13 protein-coding genes and 2 tRNA genes are annotated in these 16,088 nt (G+C 70.5%); 6 read left to right on the forward strand and 9 right to left on the reverse strand.

The window, feature by feature from the left end:
* Nucleotides 1–111: 111 nt before the first annotated feature.
* Together QWJ39_RS13715 and QWJ39_RS13720 are read left to right on the forward strand one after the other, a co-directional pair.
* A complete protein-coding gene (locus QWJ39_RS13715) occupies nucleotides 112–1,335 on the forward strand; it encodes a multidrug effflux MFS transporter (protein WP_290258409.1) in 1,224 nt (407 codons plus the stop codon).
* 88 nt (nucleotides 1,336–1,423) lie between these two features.
* Complete coding sequence (locus QWJ39_RS13720) at nucleotides 1,424–1,831, forward strand: hypothetical protein (protein ID WP_290258410.1); 408 nt, start codon at nucleotides 1,424–1,426, stop codon at nucleotides 1,829–1,831.
* Between the two features lie 52 nt (nucleotides 1,832–1,883).
* On the opposite strand, the gene QWJ39_RS13725 is transcribed toward QWJ39_RS13720, so the two are convergent.
* From QWJ39_RS13725 to QWJ39_RS13750, 6 genes are all read right to left on the reverse strand, one after another.
* Nucleotides 1,884–1,956 (reverse strand) — tRNA-Asn (locus tag QWJ39_RS13725).
* Nucleotides 1,957–2,081: 125 nt separating this feature from the next.
* Nucleotides 2,082–2,154, reverse strand: a tRNA-Asn gene (locus QWJ39_RS13730).
* A gap of 81 nt (nucleotides 2,155–2,235) precedes the next feature.
* Nucleotides 2,236–4,239 (reverse strand): DNA primase, encoded by a 2,004-nt coding sequence (gene dnaG, locus QWJ39_RS13735; protein ID WP_290258411.1) that lies wholly within the window; start codon nucleotides 4,237–4,239, stop codon nucleotides 2,236–2,238.
* Nucleotides 4,240–4,264: 25 nt separating this feature from the next.
* The gene (locus QWJ39_RS13740) at nucleotides 4,265–5,554 is read right to left on the reverse strand and encodes a deoxyguanosinetriphosphate triphosphohydrolase (protein ID WP_290258412.1); all 1,290 of its coding nucleotides are present in this window, start codon (nucleotides 5,552–5,554) and stop codon (nucleotides 4,265–4,267) included.
* Nucleotides 5,547–6,725 carry a tRNA dihydrouridine synthase DusB gene (dusB, locus tag QWJ39_RS13745; RefSeq protein WP_290258413.1) on the reverse strand — a complete coding sequence of 393 codons (1,179 nt, stop codon included), beginning with the start codon at nucleotides 6,723–6,725 and terminating at the stop codon, nucleotides 5,547–5,549. Before dusB ends, QWJ39_RS13740 begins: the two co-directional genes overlap by 8 nt.
* A 47-nt stretch (nucleotides 6,726–6,772) precedes the next feature.
* A complete protein-coding gene (locus QWJ39_RS13750) occupies nucleotides 6,773–8,233 on the reverse strand; it encodes a YibE/F family protein (RefSeq protein ID WP_290258414.1) in 1,461 nt (486 codons plus the stop codon).
* 187 nt (nucleotides 8,234–8,420) lie between these two features.
* Between QWJ39_RS13750 and QWJ39_RS13755 the strand changes: the two genes are divergently transcribed.
* The 4 genes from QWJ39_RS13755 to QWJ39_RS13770 all read left to right on the forward strand — a co-directional run bounded on the left by QWJ39_RS13755 (nucleotide 8,421) and on the right by QWJ39_RS13770 (nucleotide 12,485).
* Nucleotides 8,421–9,167, forward strand: coding sequence for an alpha/beta fold hydrolase (locus QWJ39_RS13755; protein ID WP_290258415.1), 747 nt, complete (start codon nucleotides 8,421–8,423; stop codon nucleotides 9,165–9,167).
* Nucleotides 9,167–10,018 (forward strand): DUF1295 domain-containing protein, encoded by an 852-nt coding sequence (locus tag QWJ39_RS13760; RefSeq protein WP_290258416.1) that lies wholly within the window; start codon nucleotides 9,167–9,169, stop codon nucleotides 10,016–10,018. Before QWJ39_RS13755 ends, QWJ39_RS13760 begins: the two co-directional genes overlap by 1 nt.
* Nucleotides 10,018–10,848 carry a lysophospholipid acyltransferase family protein gene (locus QWJ39_RS13765; RefSeq protein WP_290258417.1) on the forward strand — a complete coding sequence of 277 codons (831 nt, stop codon included), beginning with the start codon at nucleotides 10,018–10,020 and terminating at the stop codon, nucleotides 10,846–10,848. The genes QWJ39_RS13760 and QWJ39_RS13765 overlap by 1 nt, the downstream gene beginning before the upstream one ends.
* 188 nt (nucleotides 10,849–11,036) lie before the next feature.
* A complete protein-coding gene (locus tag QWJ39_RS13770; protein ID WP_290258418.1) occupies nucleotides 11,037–12,485 on the forward strand; it encodes a TIGR00366 family protein in 1,449 nt (482 codons plus the stop codon).
* A gap of 82 nt (nucleotides 12,486–12,567) precedes the next feature.
* On the opposite strand, the gene QWJ39_RS13775 is transcribed toward QWJ39_RS13770, so the two are convergent.
* From QWJ39_RS13775 to QWJ39_RS13785, 3 genes are all read right to left on the reverse strand, one after another.
* Nucleotides 12,568–13,584, reverse strand: a complete 1,017-nt coding sequence (locus QWJ39_RS13775) for a GNAT family N-acetyltransferase (RefSeq protein ID WP_290258419.1) — start codon at nucleotides 13,582–13,584, stop codon at nucleotides 12,568–12,570.
* A gap of 2 nt (nucleotides 13,585–13,586) precedes the next feature.
* On the reverse strand, nucleotides 13,587–14,972 hold the full coding sequence (locus QWJ39_RS13780) for a glycine--tRNA ligase (RefSeq protein WP_290258420.1): 1,386 nt from the start codon (nucleotides 14,970–14,972) through the stop codon (nucleotides 13,587–13,589).
* A 125-nt stretch (nucleotides 14,973–15,097) separates the two neighbouring features.
* Nucleotides 15,098–16,072: a DMT family transporter gene (locus tag QWJ39_RS13785; RefSeq protein ID WP_290258421.1), complete on the reverse strand. Its 975-nt coding sequence runs from the start codon at nucleotides 16,070–16,072 to the stop codon at nucleotides 15,098–15,100.
* Nucleotides 16,073–16,088 lie beyond the last annotated feature (16 nt).

The following is a 16,088-nucleotide window of genomic DNA, read 5'->3' on the forward strand; positions in this document are numbered from 1 at the left end:
GCGCGCCGCGTCCTGCGCGGCGTCGTGCCCGGCGTCGTGCCGCGCGTCGTGCCGGCGGCGGCGGCCGGCGGCGCTGTCCGTGCCGCCGCCCCGGCCCTAGGATTGACCTCTGTGCAGACACCCAGCAATCCGGGCGATTCCCTGACCCGCCGCCGCAAGCTTCTCTATATCCTCATGCTGGGCGCCCTGACGGCACTGGGACCCTTCACGGTGGACCTGTACCTGCCGGCCTTCCCGGCCCTGGAGGCCAGCCTCGGCGTCAGCGAGGCGGCGGTCCAGCTGACCCTGACCGGTACCACCGTGGGCTTCGCGCTCGGCCAGCTGGTGGTGGGACCGCTCAGCGACCGGTTCGGCCGCCGGATGCCGCTGATCCTCGCCACCGCCCTGCACATCGGCGCGTCCCTGGGGGCGGCGTCGGCCACGGACATCGGGACCCTCGGCCTGTTCCGGGTGCTCATGGGCATCGGCGCGGCGGGCGGCGGCGTCGTCGCCATGGCCATGGTGCGCGACCTGTTCAGCGGCTACGCCATGGTGCGGATGTTCTCCCGGATGGCACTGGTCAACGGCCTGGCCCCGATCCTGGCGCCGGTGATCGGCTCGCAGCTTCTCCTGCTGACGGCGTGGCCGGGCATCTTCCTGTTCCTGGCCGGTTACGGCAGCTGCGTGATCATCGCGGCGCTGTTCCTGGTCCGCGAGACGCTGCCGGCGCACCTGCGCGGCGCCTCGGGCATGACGATGCGCCAGCGCTACCGGGTGTTGTTCGCGGACCGCATCTTCGTAGGCACCCTTTTGCTGGGCGGCATGAACTTCGGCGGCCTGTTCACCTACCTCTCGGCCTCGCCCTTCCTCTTCCAGGACGTCTTCGGCTTCTCGGCCCAGCAGTACGGCCTGCTCTTCGGCATCAACTCCTTGGGGATCGTGGCCGGGGTGCAGACCAGCGCCCGGCTGATCAAGCGCGTCCCGCCCCAGTGGATCGTGGCCTGCTCCACGGCCTGGATGTTCCTGATGTCCCTGCTGATCGTCGTCTTCGACCGGGCCGGCCTGGGGCTGTGGGGCGTGATGGTGCCGCTGTGGTTCTACATCCTGGGGGCCGGCTTTACCTTCCCGTGCGTCCAGGTCCTGGCGCTGGCCAACCACGGCGCCCAGGCCGGCACGGCGGCGTCCCTGCTGGGTGCCGCGACCTTCCTCATGGCCGGGATCATCTCCCCCGTCGTGGGCTGGCTGGGCGTCGAGTCGGCGACGCCGATGGGCGCCGTGCAGGCCGGCTGCATTCTGCTGGCGGCGGCCGCGCTCTGGCTCGTGGTCCGGCCGCGGACGGTACCTTCGATCCACTGACCCGGCGCTCCTCGAAGGACGCTCCGGTTGCCCCTCGGGGCCGGTCGCGGCCCTGTTCCCGCCCGGCGGCGGGCGATAAGGTTGTGGTGTGCCCGAACGGCAGGATCTCCCTCCCCTCCCGGCCACGTGGCAGCGGTGCGATGACGGCATCCTGCCTCTGTGGTGGGAGCGGTTGTGTTCGCAGACAAGCCCCCAATCGGCGGCGCTCTACGCGGCAGGGCTCTTTACCGAGGACCGCCGTCGGCCGATCGCGCAGTGGTACAACCCCGATTTCGACGCCGCCCTGCTGGTGGCTCCCGAGACGTCCCCGGAATGGCCGGTGCAGCGCTTCGGCATCTTCTACGCCCCGCCGCGCGGCGGGTTCACCCGGGTCCACTCCGGCGCCCACGAATGGCACCCCCGCGAACCCCGGCAGTCCCCCACCGAGGAAGAGGCCTTCCGGGCCGCCGTCGGCGAGGCGGAACGCTTCCTGCAGGTGGAGATGTTCTTCGTCTGAACGCACAAAAAAGGCCCCGCGGCGGCTTTTCGCCGGCCGCGGGGCCTGTCCGCTCCTCCTGCTGGACTTGAACCAGCAACCCTTCGATTAACAGTCGAATGCTCTGCCAATTGAGCTAAGGAGGAATGAAGCAGGTATGACATTAGCAAAGGTTTTACCGCTAAGGAAATCGGCCCCCGGCGCCTCGGCAGATACCCCCGCCGGGTATAAAAAAGTCCCCGCTCCGGCGGACCGGAACGGGGACTGTGCGCTCCTCCTGCTGGACTTGAACCAGCAACCCTTCGATTAACAGTCGAATGCTCTGCCAATTGAGCTAAGGAGGAATGAAGCGGGTACTAGCCTAGCAAACCCGCGGCCCGGAAGCGAAATCGACGGCCGCCGGGCCCCGGTTGCGGGGCGAGGCCTCAGGAATCGGCGCGCAAGGACCGCCGCTGCATCTCCAGTTCCATCAGCTCGCGGTTGAGTCGCTGGAACTCTTCCGGGTTCGCGGCGGCGTCGAGGCGCTGCAACTGGCCCATTTTGTCCGCCTTGACCCGCGTGATCTGCAGTTCGAACAGCCGGGCCAGGATGTCCCGGCAGTAGCGCTGCACGGCGTCCTCGGTGCTGGCCGGCAACGGCACCACCGAGAGCTCGGAGACGAGCGGACGGAGCGGTTCCGGCACCTCCTGCAGCAGCTCGGCGACCCAGCGGGCCGGATCCGCGGCCGAGGCCAGGCCCGTGGCGCGGATGGCCTCGTGGATCGCGAGGTAGGCCGGGGTGGAGAACCGCGCCTCGGAGAAGCGCTCCCAGGTGGTCCCCTCCAGCATCGAGGGTTGCTGCAGCACCACTTCCAGCGCCTGCCGTTCCATCGCCGCGACGGGGTCGCGGGGATCGGGACGGTTGAACGCGGGCAGCGCGGCCGACGGCGGCAGCGGCGCCACCCCCGGTGCACCCGGGTTCTGGCCCTGCTGAGGGTAGCCACCCTGATTCTGGTAGCCCTGCTGGTTCTGCTGGTACCCACCCTGCTGACCGATGGAACCGAAGCCGTTGCCCTGGCCCGCTCCCCCGCGGCCGCCCTGCTGACCGGGACCGCCCTGGGTGCCGCGCTTCATGGCCGCGCCCACGGCCCGGCTGACGTCCTCCACGGGCATGCCGAGCCAGCCGGCGAGCTCGCGGGCGTAGGCCGGGCGCATGCCGGCGTCGCGGATCTGCGCCACGACGGGGGCGGACTCGCGCAGCGCCGAGATCCGGCCCTCCACGGTGTCCAGGTTGTGCCGGCGCAGGGTGGCCCGGATGGCGAATTCGAAGAGCGGGCGGCGGGTGCCGATCAGGTCGCGCACGGCGGCGTCGCCTTTGGCCTGGCGCAGGTCGCAGGGGTCGGCCCCGGTGGGTTCGACCGCCACGTACGTCTGTGCGACGAACCGCTGGTCCTCCTCGAAGGCGCGCAGGGCGGCCTTCTGGCCGGCGGCGTCGCCGTCGAAGGTGAAGATGACCTCGCCGCCGCTGCCGTCGTCGGAGAGCAGCCGGCGGGCGATCTTGATGTGGTCCGTGCCGAAGGCGGTGCCGCAGGTGGCCACCGCCGTCGTCACACCGGCCAAGTGGCAGGCCATGACGTCGGTGTACCCCTCCACCACCACCAGTTGCCGGTCCTTGGCGATGGTGCGCTTGGCCAGGTCGATGCCGTAGAGGACATGAGACTTCTTGTAGAGCGCCGTCTCCGGGGTGTTGAGGTACTTGGGGCCCTGGTCGTCCTCGTAGAGCTTCCGGGCGCCGAAGCCGATGGTGTCCCCCGCGATGTCGCGGATGGGCCAGATCAGCCGGCCGCGGAACCGGTCATAAATCCCCCGGTTGCCCTCGGAGAACATGCCGGTGAGTTTGAGTTCCGCGTCCGTGAAGCCGCGGCCGCGGAGGTGCTTGAGCAGCGAGTCCCAGCCCTGCGGGGCATATCCCACGCCGAACTGCTCGGAGGCGGCCCGGTCGAAGCCGCGGCCGTAGAGGAAGTTCCGGCCCTCGGCTGCGCCGGGGGTCAGGAGCTGGGCGCGGAAGAATTCGTCGGCGATCTTGTGCGCGTCAAGGAGCCGCTGGCGGCGGCCGATCTCCTCGCGGTTAGGGCCGGAGCCGCCGTCCTCGTAGCGGAGCTCGTAGCCGATCCGGGCGGCGAGCTTCTCGACCGCCTCATGGAAGGTGGTGTGGTCCAGCTTCTGCACGAAGGAGATCACGTCCCCGTCCTCGCCGCAGCCGAAGCAGTGGTACCGGCCCACCTGGGGGCGGACGGTGAAGGAGGGGGAACGCTCGTCGTGGAATGGGCAGAGGCCCTTATAGGAGCCGAGGCCGGCGCCCTTGAGCGTGACGTAGCCGTCGACGACTTCCTTGATGTCGGTGCGCTGGCGCACCTCGTCGATGTCTTCGCGTTTGATCAGGCCGGCCACGGAGCCATCCTAGTCACTCCCCCTGTCACCACAGTGACGGTAGGCTGCCGACCAGCCGTTCATACATAGCCAGCGCGGAGCCGTCGGTCAGCGAGGCCACCTGGTCGATGACGACCCGCAGCCGCGCGCCATCGTCGCCGGCGGCGCGCCAGTCCGCGGCGAACATCGGCTCGAGGTGCCGGTCGCCGGTGGCGTTCAACGCGGTCACCAGGGCGTGCAGGACCTCGCGCTGGCGTTCGTAGATCGGCTGCCGGTGTTCGGTGGTCATCACGAAGGTGGTGGCCAGGCCCTTCATCACCGCGATCTCCATCACGGTCTCGTCCGGGACAATCAGTTCGGCGTTGTAGCGGGTGAGGTTCTCCGGCCCGTACACGGCGCGGGTGGTCTCCAGGGCGCTCTGGCAGAACCTGCCGATGAGCTGGCTGGTCATGTCCTTCAGGGCCGCCATGGACTTGCGGCTGCCGTCGGCCTCGCGGACCCACACGCTGGTGGCCTCGAGGCGGGCCAGGGCGGCGTCGATCGCGGCCGGGTCGTTGTGCGGCAGGTACCACTGCTTGGCGTAGCCGACGACGCGGGCGCGGTGGTCCGGATTGTCCATCCAGCGCAGCTGGAAGTGCCCCGCGACGATCGCGTCCTCGACGTCGTGCACCGAGTACGAGATGTCGTCGGCCAGGTCCATGACCTGGGCCTCGAGGCAGGAGCGCCGCTCCGGGGCGCCCTCGCGGATCCAGTCGAAGATGGGCAGGTCGTCCTCGTAGGCGCCGAACTTGCTGGTGCGCTGGCCGTGGATGACCGGCGCGTTTTCCGCCGACCAGGGGTACTTGGCGGCGGCGTCGAGGCTGGCCCGGGTGAGGTTGAGCCCGGCCGGGCGGCCGTCCGCGGCGAGGACCTTCGGTTCCAGCCGGGTCAGCAGGCGCAGGGTCTGGGCGTTGCCCTCGAAGCCGCCGATCGCGTGCGCCACCTCGTTCAGGGCGGACTCGCCGTTGTGCCCGAAGGGCGGGTGTCCCAGGTCGTGGCTGAGGCATGCGGTGTCCACGACGTCGGGATCGCAGCCCAGGGCGCGGCCCAGTTCGCGGCCCACTTGGGCGACCTCGAGGCTGTGCGTGAGCCGGGTTCGGACGAAGTCGTCGGTATCCGGGGCGACCACCTGGGTCTTGGCGCCGAGCCGGCGCAGCGCCGAGGAGTGCAGCACCCGGGCGCGGTCCCGTTCGAAGTCGGACCGGTAGGTGCTCTTGGGCGGCTCCTCGACCCAGCGGGCGGTGTCGCTCTCCACGTAGCCGTCCAGCACCGGGGCGGCGGTCCGGGTCTCAGCCACCGGAGACGTCCAGTTCGGCGGCGGCGATCTCCTGGGACTGCTCCGCGTTCAGGCGGCGGTCCAGCAGCCAGTCCTTGGGCAGTGCGGGTTTCTTCGGCGAGCCGGCGCGGCCGCGGGGCCCCTCGGCGTCGACGCCCGGGTAGGGCGAGTCGAGGTCCAGCTCGTCCAGGGTGCCGCGGAGCACCTCCAGGCTGGTGACGAGGGCCAGCCGGTGGCGCAGGTCGCTGCCCACCACGTAGCCCTTGAGGTACCAGGCCATGTGCTTGCGGATCTCGCGCAGGGCCTTCCCCTCGTCACCGAAGGTCTCGACCATCAGTTCGGCGTGCCGGTAGATACCCTCGGCGACCTGCCGCAGTCCCGGCTTGTGCCGGACGTCGCTGCCCTCGAAGGCGGCCATCAGGTCGCCGAAGAGCCAGGGCCGGCCCTGGCACCCGCGGCCGACGACGACGCCGTCGACGCCGGTTTCCCGGACCATGCGGACGGCGTCCTCCGCGGACCAGATGTCGCCGTTGCCCAGGACGGGGATGTCCGGGAGGGCCTCGCGCAGCCGGGCGATGGCGGACCAGTCGGCCTGGCCGGAGTAGAACTGGGCGGCGGTGCGCCCGTGCAGGGCGACGGCGGCGACGCCCGAATCGCGGGCGATCCGGCCGGCGTCGAGGTAGGTCAGGTGGTCATCGTCGATGCCCTTGCGCATCTTGATGGTCAGCGGGATGTTGCCCTTGGAGGCTTCCTTGACGGCGGTCTGGACGATCGAGGTGAACAGGTCGATCTTCCAGGGCAGGGCGGAGCCGCCGCCGCGCCGGGTCACCTTGGGCACCGGGCAGCCGAAGTTGAGGTCGATGTGGTCCGCGCGGTCCTCCTCGACGAGCATCCGCACGGCCGCGCCGACGGTGACCGGGTCCACGCCGTAGAGCTGGACGGAGCGGACCTTTTCGTCGTCGTCGTGGGAGATGATGCGCAGCGATTCGGGGGTGCGCTCGACGAGGGCACGGGAGGTGACCATCTCCGCGACGTAGAGGCCGCCGCCGTATTCACGGCAGAGCCTGCGGAAGGCGGAGTTGGTGATGCCTGCCATCGGGGCGAGGATCACGGGCGTGTCCACCGTGATCGGGCCCAGCTTCAGGGGCGGCAGTTCCAGCTTGGGGGCGGGAGGGGTTGCTACAACAGTCACCCCTCCATTGTCTCAAAGCCGGACAAATCGAGGCCGCGCCGTGCCCGCTATGTGGAAACCGGGGCCGCGCGCCGGCCCCGGCGCTTCTCCGGCGGGGCATCCGGACCGGCGTCGACGGCCGGGGCCGGTTCCCGGCCGGCGGCGGGGCGCGGGTCCCGGTTGTCGGCGGGTCCCGGACTGCCTGCAACCGGCGCCGCGGGCCCGCCCGAACGGAGCCCGGTGGCCTTGACCACCAGCACGGCGATCAGGGTGGTCACGGGGATCGCCAGGACGAGCCCGATCGACCCGACCAGGGTGCGGACCACCTCTTCGGAGAGTTCGGCGCTGGTCAGTGCGTCCCCCAGCGGGCGCTCGTAGAGCATCACGATGATCAGGATGGGCAGCGCCGCGCCCGCATAGGCGAACGCGATGGTGTAGACGGTGGAGGCGATGTGGTCGCGGCCGATCCGCATGGCCGAGGCGAAGAGCTTCCGTGCCGAGGTCTCCGGTGCCAGTTCCCAGAGCTCCCAGACGGCGGAGGACTGGGTGATGGTGACGTCGTTGAGGACGCCGAGGCCGGAGATGATCAGCCCGCAGAGGATGATTCCGGAGATCGAGATGTGGTCCGAGACGTTGGCGAGCGTGGCGGCGTCGTGGTTCCCGACGCCGGCCAGGTTCGCCGCGTCCGTGGCCCAGGCTGCGAGCGCGGCGGTGATCGCCAGGCCGAAGATGGTGCCCAGCAGCGCCGTCGAGGTCCGGGCGGTGAACCCGTGCGCGAAGTAGAGCACCCCGATCATGATCACGGTGGATCCGACCAGGGCCAGCAGCAGCGGCGGTTTGCCCTCCACGAGGCCGGGCAGCATGAAGGAGACCAGCACCGCATAGGCACCCACGAGGCCGATGAGCGCCCGCAGTCCGCGCCAGCGGGCGACGGCGATCACGACGACGGCGTAGAGCACCGCGAGCAGGATGATCGGCAGGGTCCGGACGAAGTCGACGAAGACGAACGCCGGGGAGCCGCCGGCGTCGGCGCCCTGGACCCGGGAGAGGTTGAGGTAGCGAATGTTGTCGCCGACCTTGACGCCGTGGGACTTGGCGACGTCGGGGTTGATCACCACCTTGACCGGGTTGCCGCCCTGGTCCGGTTCCGTCCAGGCGAAGGTGCACTGCGAGCCCGTTCCCGGAGCTTGGGGCTGGGCGGACTGCCCGTCGGCGGGCTGGCCCTGCTGGGCCGGCTGCTGCCCCTGCGCTGGCGTTTGACCCTGTGTGGTGTCCATGCAGTTGCCCGTGACGACGCGCTGAATCTTCCCGGTGTCGAAGGTGACGCCGGGGGCGGCGGCGTAGGGGCTGGCGAGAGTGAGGCCTTCCTTGCTGCCCGAGGGCCAGAGGAGGATCATCGCCACGATGGTCAGGACGGTCAGTGGCGCCAGGACCGCGGCCAGGATCCAGTTGGCTTTCCGGCGCGCGGCGAGGGCACGGGGCGACGGCGGGTCGGCCGGGTGCGGGGCGTGCGAGTGTCCGGCGCCCATCAGCAGGTGATCTCCATGCCGAAAATCCTACGGGGAGAACGATGCCTCCCGGGCACGGTGGCACGGCGCACCCATCCCCGTCGTGGCGGGTTCCGAATCACCGTGGGACATAAACTCGGCGTGCGGGAACTTCGCCCGCGGGCCCGGTGTTGGTATGGGCAGGACAAGCAGGGTGGAGGACACTATCGTGGCCAGGCGAATTGCAGACGAGCGCGAACACACGGGCCCGGGCCCGGAGGCCCGGGCGGAGCTGAGCGTCGCCGACGCCGAGGGGCAGACCCGCGGCGTCGCACTGGTGCTGCACGGTGGACGGGCGGACAGCTTCGACCAGGTCCGTGCCCGGCACCTCAGCCCGGCCCGGATGCTGCCCTTCGCCCAGGCCCTGCGCAGCCAGGGCGGACCGCATGGCCTGGCGGTCTGGACCATGCGGAACCGGTACCGCGGCTGGAACGGCCCGGACATGTCCCCCGTGCAGGACGCCCGCTGGGCCCTGTCGCAGATCGCGCGCGAACACCCGGGTGTCCCGGTCTTCCTGCTGGGCCACTCCATGGGCGGCCTCACGGCCCTCTGCGTCGCCGACGATCCGCAGGTTGCCGCCGTCGTCGCCCTCGCCCCCTGGCTGACCGACGCGACGCCGGTGGAGCGCGTGGCGGGCCGCCGCATCCTGATCGTCCACGGGGACGAGGACCGCTGGACCAGCCCGGTGAATTCCCTGGCCTACGCCCGCCGCGCGGAGGGGATCGCCGCCTCGATCGACTACGTCTCGCTCACCGGCGCCGGGCACTTCATGTTCCGCCGGGTGGGGCTCTGGAACTCCCTGGCCAACGGCTTCATCCTGGACTCCTTTGCCGCCAGCACCGGCGCCAGGCCTGCCGGAACCGATGCGCTCCGCCAGGTGCTGCCGGCCGCGGCTGCGCTGCCGGTGGTTCTCTAATGCGGGCTTTCCCGCCGCTGGACTTCCCGCTGGAGGCCTTCCTGGCCAGCCTTCCCTGGGCCGCGCTGGCCGTGGCGGCACTGCTGGCCGTGACCTTCGCCGTCGCCGTCCGGCAGCGCCGGCACTCGGTGATGGACGTGGTGTGGGGGCCCGGCTTCGTGGTCGTGGCGGCGGTGTCCTGGCTGCTCTCGGCCGGGCACGGCGACGGCGGCCGGCGCCTCCTGCTGCTGGTGCTCGTGGCAGTCTGGGGCCTGCGGCTGGGAGCGCACATCGGCGTCCGGGCGCGCGGCGGGCACGAGGACCCGCGCTACACCGCCATGCTCGACGGCGCGCCAGGCTCCCGGGATGTCTACGCCCTGCGCCGCGTCTACCTGCCCCAGGGCATCGTGCTCTTCTTCGTCTCCCTAACGCTGCAGGTGGGGATGTTCGCCACCGCTCCGCTGGGCTGGCTGGCGCTGGCCGGGGCTCTGCTGTGGGCCGTCGGCTTCGTCTTCGAAACCGTCGGCGACCGGCAGCTGGCGCAGTTCAAGGCCGATCCCGCCCGGCGCGGGACCGTTTTGGACACCGGCCTCTGGCGCTACACCCGGCACCCGAACTACTTCGGTGACGCGGCCGTCTGGGCCGGCCTGTTCCTGGTGGCGGCGGACTCCTGGCCGGGCATCCTCACCGTCCTCTCCCCCGCCCTGATGATCTGGACCCTGGCCGGCAAGACCGGCAAACCGCTGACCGAGAAGGCCATGGCCGGCCGGCCGGGCTACAAGGAATACCTCGAGGCGACCTCGGGCTTCCTGCCGTGGCCGCCGCGGACCCGCCGCGCCGCAACGGGCACGGGCACGGGTAGGGGGCAATAATGGGACGGTTCCCGCACTGGCGTCCGGCGCCTAACGACCGCTTCTACCGCTCGATCGTGCGCACCGGGCAGGCCCTGCGCTGGTTGTTCCAGATCCGGATCATCGTCACGGGCCAGGAGCACCTGCCGGCCCCGGACCACCGCGGCACCGCCTCCCGCACCCCGGTTCCCGGCTCCGGGGCCGTCGTCGCGATCACCCACTTCGGGTACCTGGACTTCGCCGCCGCCGAACTGCTGCTCTGGGCCCGCAACAGGGCGCAGATGCGCTTCCTCATCACCCAGGGCGCGGCTGACCACTGGTTCGCCGGCCCCGCCGTGAGCGCCGCCGGGCACGTCATCGTCGGCTACGAGACCGGCTCACACGCCTACGACGCCGCCGTGCAGAAACTCCGCGCCGGCGAGTACGTGGCGATCCTGCCCGAGGCCGGCGTCAGCCGCAGCTTCAAGGTCCGCGAATGCAAGACCGGCGCGGTGCGGATGGCCGCCGAGGCGGGTGTCCCCATCATCCCGGTCTCGGTCTGGGGCGCGCACCGGATCATGACCCGGCACCACGGCTTCTCGCCGCTGCGGGCCTGGCGCGCCCCCGTGCGGGTCCATGTGGGCGAACCCCTCGCTCCCGGGCCGGGGGTCGACGTCGCCGCCGCCACCGAGGCGCTGCGGACGACACTCCAGGACGGGATCGACGTCGCCATGGCCGACTTTCCGCTCCGCCCTGCGCCCGGGGCCTGGTGGATGCCTGCCGACCACGGCGGCGGCGCTCCCACGGAGGAACAGCGGCGCCGGCTGGACGAGGCCGAGGGTCCCCGCCGCGCCCGCGCCCGCCGCCGCTGAGCTCCGCCACTGGGCTCCGCCGCTGAGCTTCTCCGCCGCTGACCGCCGCAGACCGACCGCTCGGCGCTCCGCCGCCCGCCTGAGAGCCTGGGCCGGGCCAACACGCGCCGATGAACCCGGGCCGGGGCGGGGCGCTGGCTAAACTCCATCGGGTAGAAAAACGCACTCAATGGAGAGGTATACCCCCGGTGGCAAACACAGCCCTGACCACAAGCACTATCGGCGAGGAACGCGGTCTCGCCCGGATCGCCCAACGGATGGCCGCCTGGACGGAGAAGTGGTTCCCGGACGCCTACATCTTCGCCCTCGCCGGGGTCATCATCATCGCCCTTGCCGCTCTCGCCATCGGCGCCTCCCCGCAGTCGATCGCCGACTCCTTCGGCAACGGCTTCTGGGACCTGACCGCCTTCACCCTGCAGATGGCCATGGTGGTCCTCACCGGCTACGTCGTGGCAACGTCCCCTCCGGTGGCGCGCCTGATCAACCGCCTGGCCATGGTCCCGGCCACCGCGCGCACCGCCGTCAGCTTCGTGGCCCTGATGTCCATGTCCGTGTCCTTCCTCAACTGGGGCCTGAGCCTGATCTTCGGCGGCCTGCTAGCCCGCGCCATCGCCCGCCGCAAGGACCTCACCGTCGACTACCGGGCCCTCGGCGCGGCCGCGTTCATGGGCCTCGGCGCCGTCTGGGCCCTCGGACTGTCCTCCTCCGCCGCCCAGCTGCAGGCCACCCCGGCCTCGCTGCCGCCGGCGCTGCTGAAGATCACCGGCGTCCTGGACTTCGGCACCACCATCTTCACCTGGCAGTCGCTGCTGACCCTGGCCATCCTGATGCTGCTGACCACCGTGATCGCGCACTTCTCCGCCCCGCAGGGCGGCTCGATCCGCACCGCGCAGGACCTGGGCGTGGACCTCGACGACGCCCCGACCGAGCCGGCGCCCCGGTCCCGGCCGGGTGAATGGCTCGAATACAGCCGGATCCTGCCGATCCTGGCCGGGCTCCTGACTTTGGGTTGGCTGGTCTCCCAGTTCCTGACCAAGCCGTTCCTGTCCGTGGTCAGCAGCCTCAACGGCTACCTGCTGGTCTTCCTCATCCTGGGCCTGGTGCTGCACGGCACGCCGCGGAACTTCCTGCAGGCAGTCACCAAGGCCGTCCCGGCCACCGCCGGCATCCTGGTCCAGTTCCCGCTCTACGCCGCGATGGCCGCGATCCTGACCAAGGCCACCGGTGCCGGCGGCATGACCATCTCCGGACATCTGGCCGAATTCTTCGCCCAGATCGGCAGCGGCGGCGGGTTCGCCGTCGTCATTGCCCTCTACACCGCGGTGCTGGGCCTGCTGGTCCCTTCCGGCGGCGGCAAGTGGCTGGTGGAGGCCCCGTACGTGATGCAGTCCGCCACGGACGTGCAAATGAACCTGGGCTGGACGGTGCAGATCTACAACATCGCCGAGGCGCTGCCCAACCTGGTCAACCCGTTCTTCATGCTGCCGTTGCTCGCGGTGCTGAAGCTGCGGGCCCGGGACCTGGTGGGCTTCACCTTCCTGCAGTTCCTCTTCCACCTCCCGGTGGTGCTCCTGCTGGTCTGGCTGCTGGGCATGACCTTCGACTTCGTCCCGCCGGTAATTCCTTCGGGAAAGTAGCGGGTAAGTAGCCCTTAACCCAACTGACCCGCAGCCGTTGTCATCATGACAACAGCTGCGGGTCAGTGTGTTTTAAGGCGGCTTAGGCCGGGTCGGAGAGGACCAGCGTGTCCGCCTCGGCCAGCCGGGCGGTGCCTGCCTCCAGCAGGGGTTCGACGACGGCGGTCAACGCCTCCATGGAGTCATCCAATTCCAACAGCACGGGGTACTGGTAGGCGATCAGCGCCAGCAGATCCCGGACCGCGGCCCGGGCGTCCTCGGCGGAGAGCTCCGGGTCGTGGCCCAGGAACACGTCCGAGGGCTCGGCCCCGGCCGCGCCGGCGTCGGGGGTGCCCGCCTCCAGTGCACCCGTCTCCAGCGCGCCCTGGGCGTAGCTGACGGCGAAGGCCTGCAGCTTTCCCTTCCTGCTGGCCGGGACGCCGGCACCGAAGGCACTGGCCTTGGGCGCGCGCAGCACGATCGCCCCGCGGGCCCCCGTCAGGTCGTCGAGGAACAGCCGCTGAACCGTGGCGACGCTGAGCTCCCCCGGGGTGTCCCAGTGGTGGACGGCAGTGTAGTACCGGCCCACGACGTCGCTCAGTTCCACCGAGCCGGTGGCCAGGTCCTCAACCCGCTCGGAAGCCGCGGCCTCGGAGCCGTCGCCGAAGACGGGCAGCTTCAGGGCGCCGGGTTCGACCACCACCAGGCGGGACCGCTGGATGGGTGTCAGGCCGGCGGCCTCGGCGAAGCCGGCGCCGGGGGTGCCGGGTTCAACCTTGGTCCGCAGCCGGGTCACGCCGGAGGGCGACTGCTGGGCCTCGTGCCGGAGCATGGCCAGCAGCGTCGAGCCAATGCCGGCCCGGCGGTGGTCCCGGGCCACCTCGACGTACACCCAGAGGCGTTCCGGGTGCAGCGTGGCTTCGTGGACGACGCCGGCCGCGACCGGGATGGCCACGCCGTCCACGACGTCCTCGGCCACAATGCAGCGGCGCCAGGGGGTGTTGCTGGAGGGCGCCAGGGCGGCGCGGAACTGCCGGGCCTGGTCCGTTTCCGGGCCGCCCCAGATTTCCAGCAGCGCCAGGTCGTCGCCGTCGCGCCAGGGGCGGTACTCGATCGCCATGCTCAGGCGCCGATCAGCCGCGCGGCGAGGTAGCCCTCCACCTTGTCCAGGGAGACGCGCTCCTGGCTCATGGTGTCGCGCTCACGGATGGTGACGGCCTGGTCCTCGAGGGTGTCGAAGTCCACGGTGATGCAGAACGGGGTGCCGATTTCGTCCTGGCGGCGGTAGCGGCGGCCGATCGCGCCGGCGTCGTCGAAGTCGATGTTCCAGTTCTTGCGCAGCTGCGCGGCGAGGTCCTTGGCCTTGGGCGAGAGGTCCTCGTTCCGGCTCAGCGGCAGGACGGCGGCCTTGACCGGGGCGAGGCGCGGGTCCAGCTTGAGCACGGTGCGGATGTCGACGCCGCCCTTGGCGTTGGGGGCCTCGTCCTCGACGTACGCGTCGATCATGAACGCCATGAAGGACCGGGTCAGGCCAGCGGCGGGCTCGATCACGTACGGGGTGTAGCGCTCGTTGGTCGCCTGGTTGAAGTAGCTCAGGTCCTGGCCGGAGGCCTTCGAGTGGGTGGAGAGGTCGAAGTCGGTGCGGTTGGCGATGCCTTCGAGCTCGCCCCACTCGGAGCCGGAGAAGCCGAAGCGGTACTCGATGTCCGTGGTGCCCTTGGAGTAGTGGCTGAGCTTTTCCTTGGGGTGTTCGAAGAAGCGCAGGTTTTCCTCGCGGATGCCCAGGCCGGTGTACCAGGCCATGCGCTCCTTCATCCAGTATTCGTGCCACTGCTCGTCGGTGCCGGGCTCGACGAAGAATTCCATTTCCATCTGCTCAAACTCGCGGGTGCGGAAGATGAAGTTGCCCGGCGTGATCTCGTTGCGGAAGGACTTGCCGATCTGGCCGATGCCGAACGGCGGCTTCTTCCGGGAGGTGGTGAGCACGTTGTTGAAGTTCACGAAGATGCCCTGGGCGGTTTCGGGGCGCAGGTAGTGCAGGCCCTCTTCGCTGGCGACCGGGCCCAGGTAGGTCTTGAGCAGGCCGGAGAATTCCTGCGGCTCGGTCCACTGGCCGCGGGTGCCGCAGTTGGCGCAGACGATGTCCTTGAGGCCGTTCTCGGCCGGGCGGCCCTTCTTCTCCTCGTACTCTTCCTCGAGGTGGTCGGCGCGGTAGCGCTTGTGGCAGGAGAGGCATTCGACCAGCGGGTCGGAGAAGACCTCGACGTGGCCGGAGGCTTCCCAGACCTGGCGGGGCAGGATGACGGAGGAGTCCAGGCCAACGACGTCCTCGCGGCCGCGGACGACCGACTGCCACCACTGCCGCTTGATGTTTTCCTTCAGCTCGGCACCGAGGGGACCGTAGTCCCAGGCAGAGCGTGAGCCTCCGTAGATTTCGCCGGCCTGGAAGACGAATCCCCGTCGCTTGGCGAGGGAGATGATCTGGTCGAGTACGGATTTTGCTGCCATGGGAACTCCATTTTCTACAGGGCCGCTGGGTGCGGTCCGCGCTGTTGGCCCCGGGTCACCGGCTGGTTGCCGGGCGGGGTGGTACGAACGGGGTGATTCAAGCTCCTAGCCTACCCGTGTGGCCCCTACCGTTTCAGCGCGTTCCGGGACCAGGGCAGGCTGGCCAGGACGATCGCGGCGAGGGTGAGCAGGGTGCCCAGCACGGTGGGGAGGGCGACGACGGTGCCGGGGGCCGGCAGCGCGAGGTCCAGGCCGAGCGAGCCGAGGAGCTGCCCGGCGATCATGCCGAGGCCGGTGACCAGCACGCCCAGGCTGCGGACCAGGAACGCGGCGACGGCGATGAAGATGCAGCCCATCGGGCCGCCGAGGTAGTACCACCACTGTCCGGGCAGGCCGTTGCCGGCCCCGGCGATGGCCAGTTTGATACCCCAGGCCAGCCACAGCAGCACGCTGCCGGCGATGAAGTTCACCAGGGTGGCGGTGATGGGGGTGCCGTAGTGGACGGTGGCGGTGCCGTTCATCGCCTGCTGGAAACTCATCAGGAAACCGGCCAGCACGGGCAGCAGCACCGGGAGGATGAGCTGCAGCGGGTCGGGGGCGCCGGAGCCCCCGGAGAACCGGGGTGAGACGGCCCAGGCGACGGCGGCGACGGTGAGGACGCTGCCGAGGACCCGGATGCCGGTGATGGGCCGCTTGCCCGCCGGGCCGATGCCCATCCGGTCCACCAACAGGCCGCTGAGGGTCTGGCCGGTGACGGCGGCGACGGTGAACAGCGCCACGCCGAGCAGGCCCACGGTGAAGGACTGGGCGAAGACGAAGAGTCCGCCGATGGCACCAGCCAGCACGTAGTAGCGGGGGAAGCGGCGTTCCCGCAGGGCCGGCAGCACCTCCGCCAGCCCTGCCCTGCCCCTGGGCAGCGCCAGGGAGATGGCGATCATCAGGATCAGGCCGGTGGTGAAGCTCACCACAGCGGCGGCGAGGCCGTCGGCGAGCGCCGTGCCGAGGGCGCCGTTGACGCGGGCCTGGACGGGGACCAGGAGGCCGGCGGTGACGGCGGCGAGGAGTCCGAGCGGCAGCGGCAGCCGGGGTGTGTGGGTCATTGGTGGCACCTTTGGT

This window comes from Arthrobacter sp. YD4 (genome assembly GCF_030410515.1).
Taxonomy (GTDB): Bacteria; Actinomycetota; Actinomycetes; order Actinomycetales; family Micrococcaceae; genus Arthrobacter.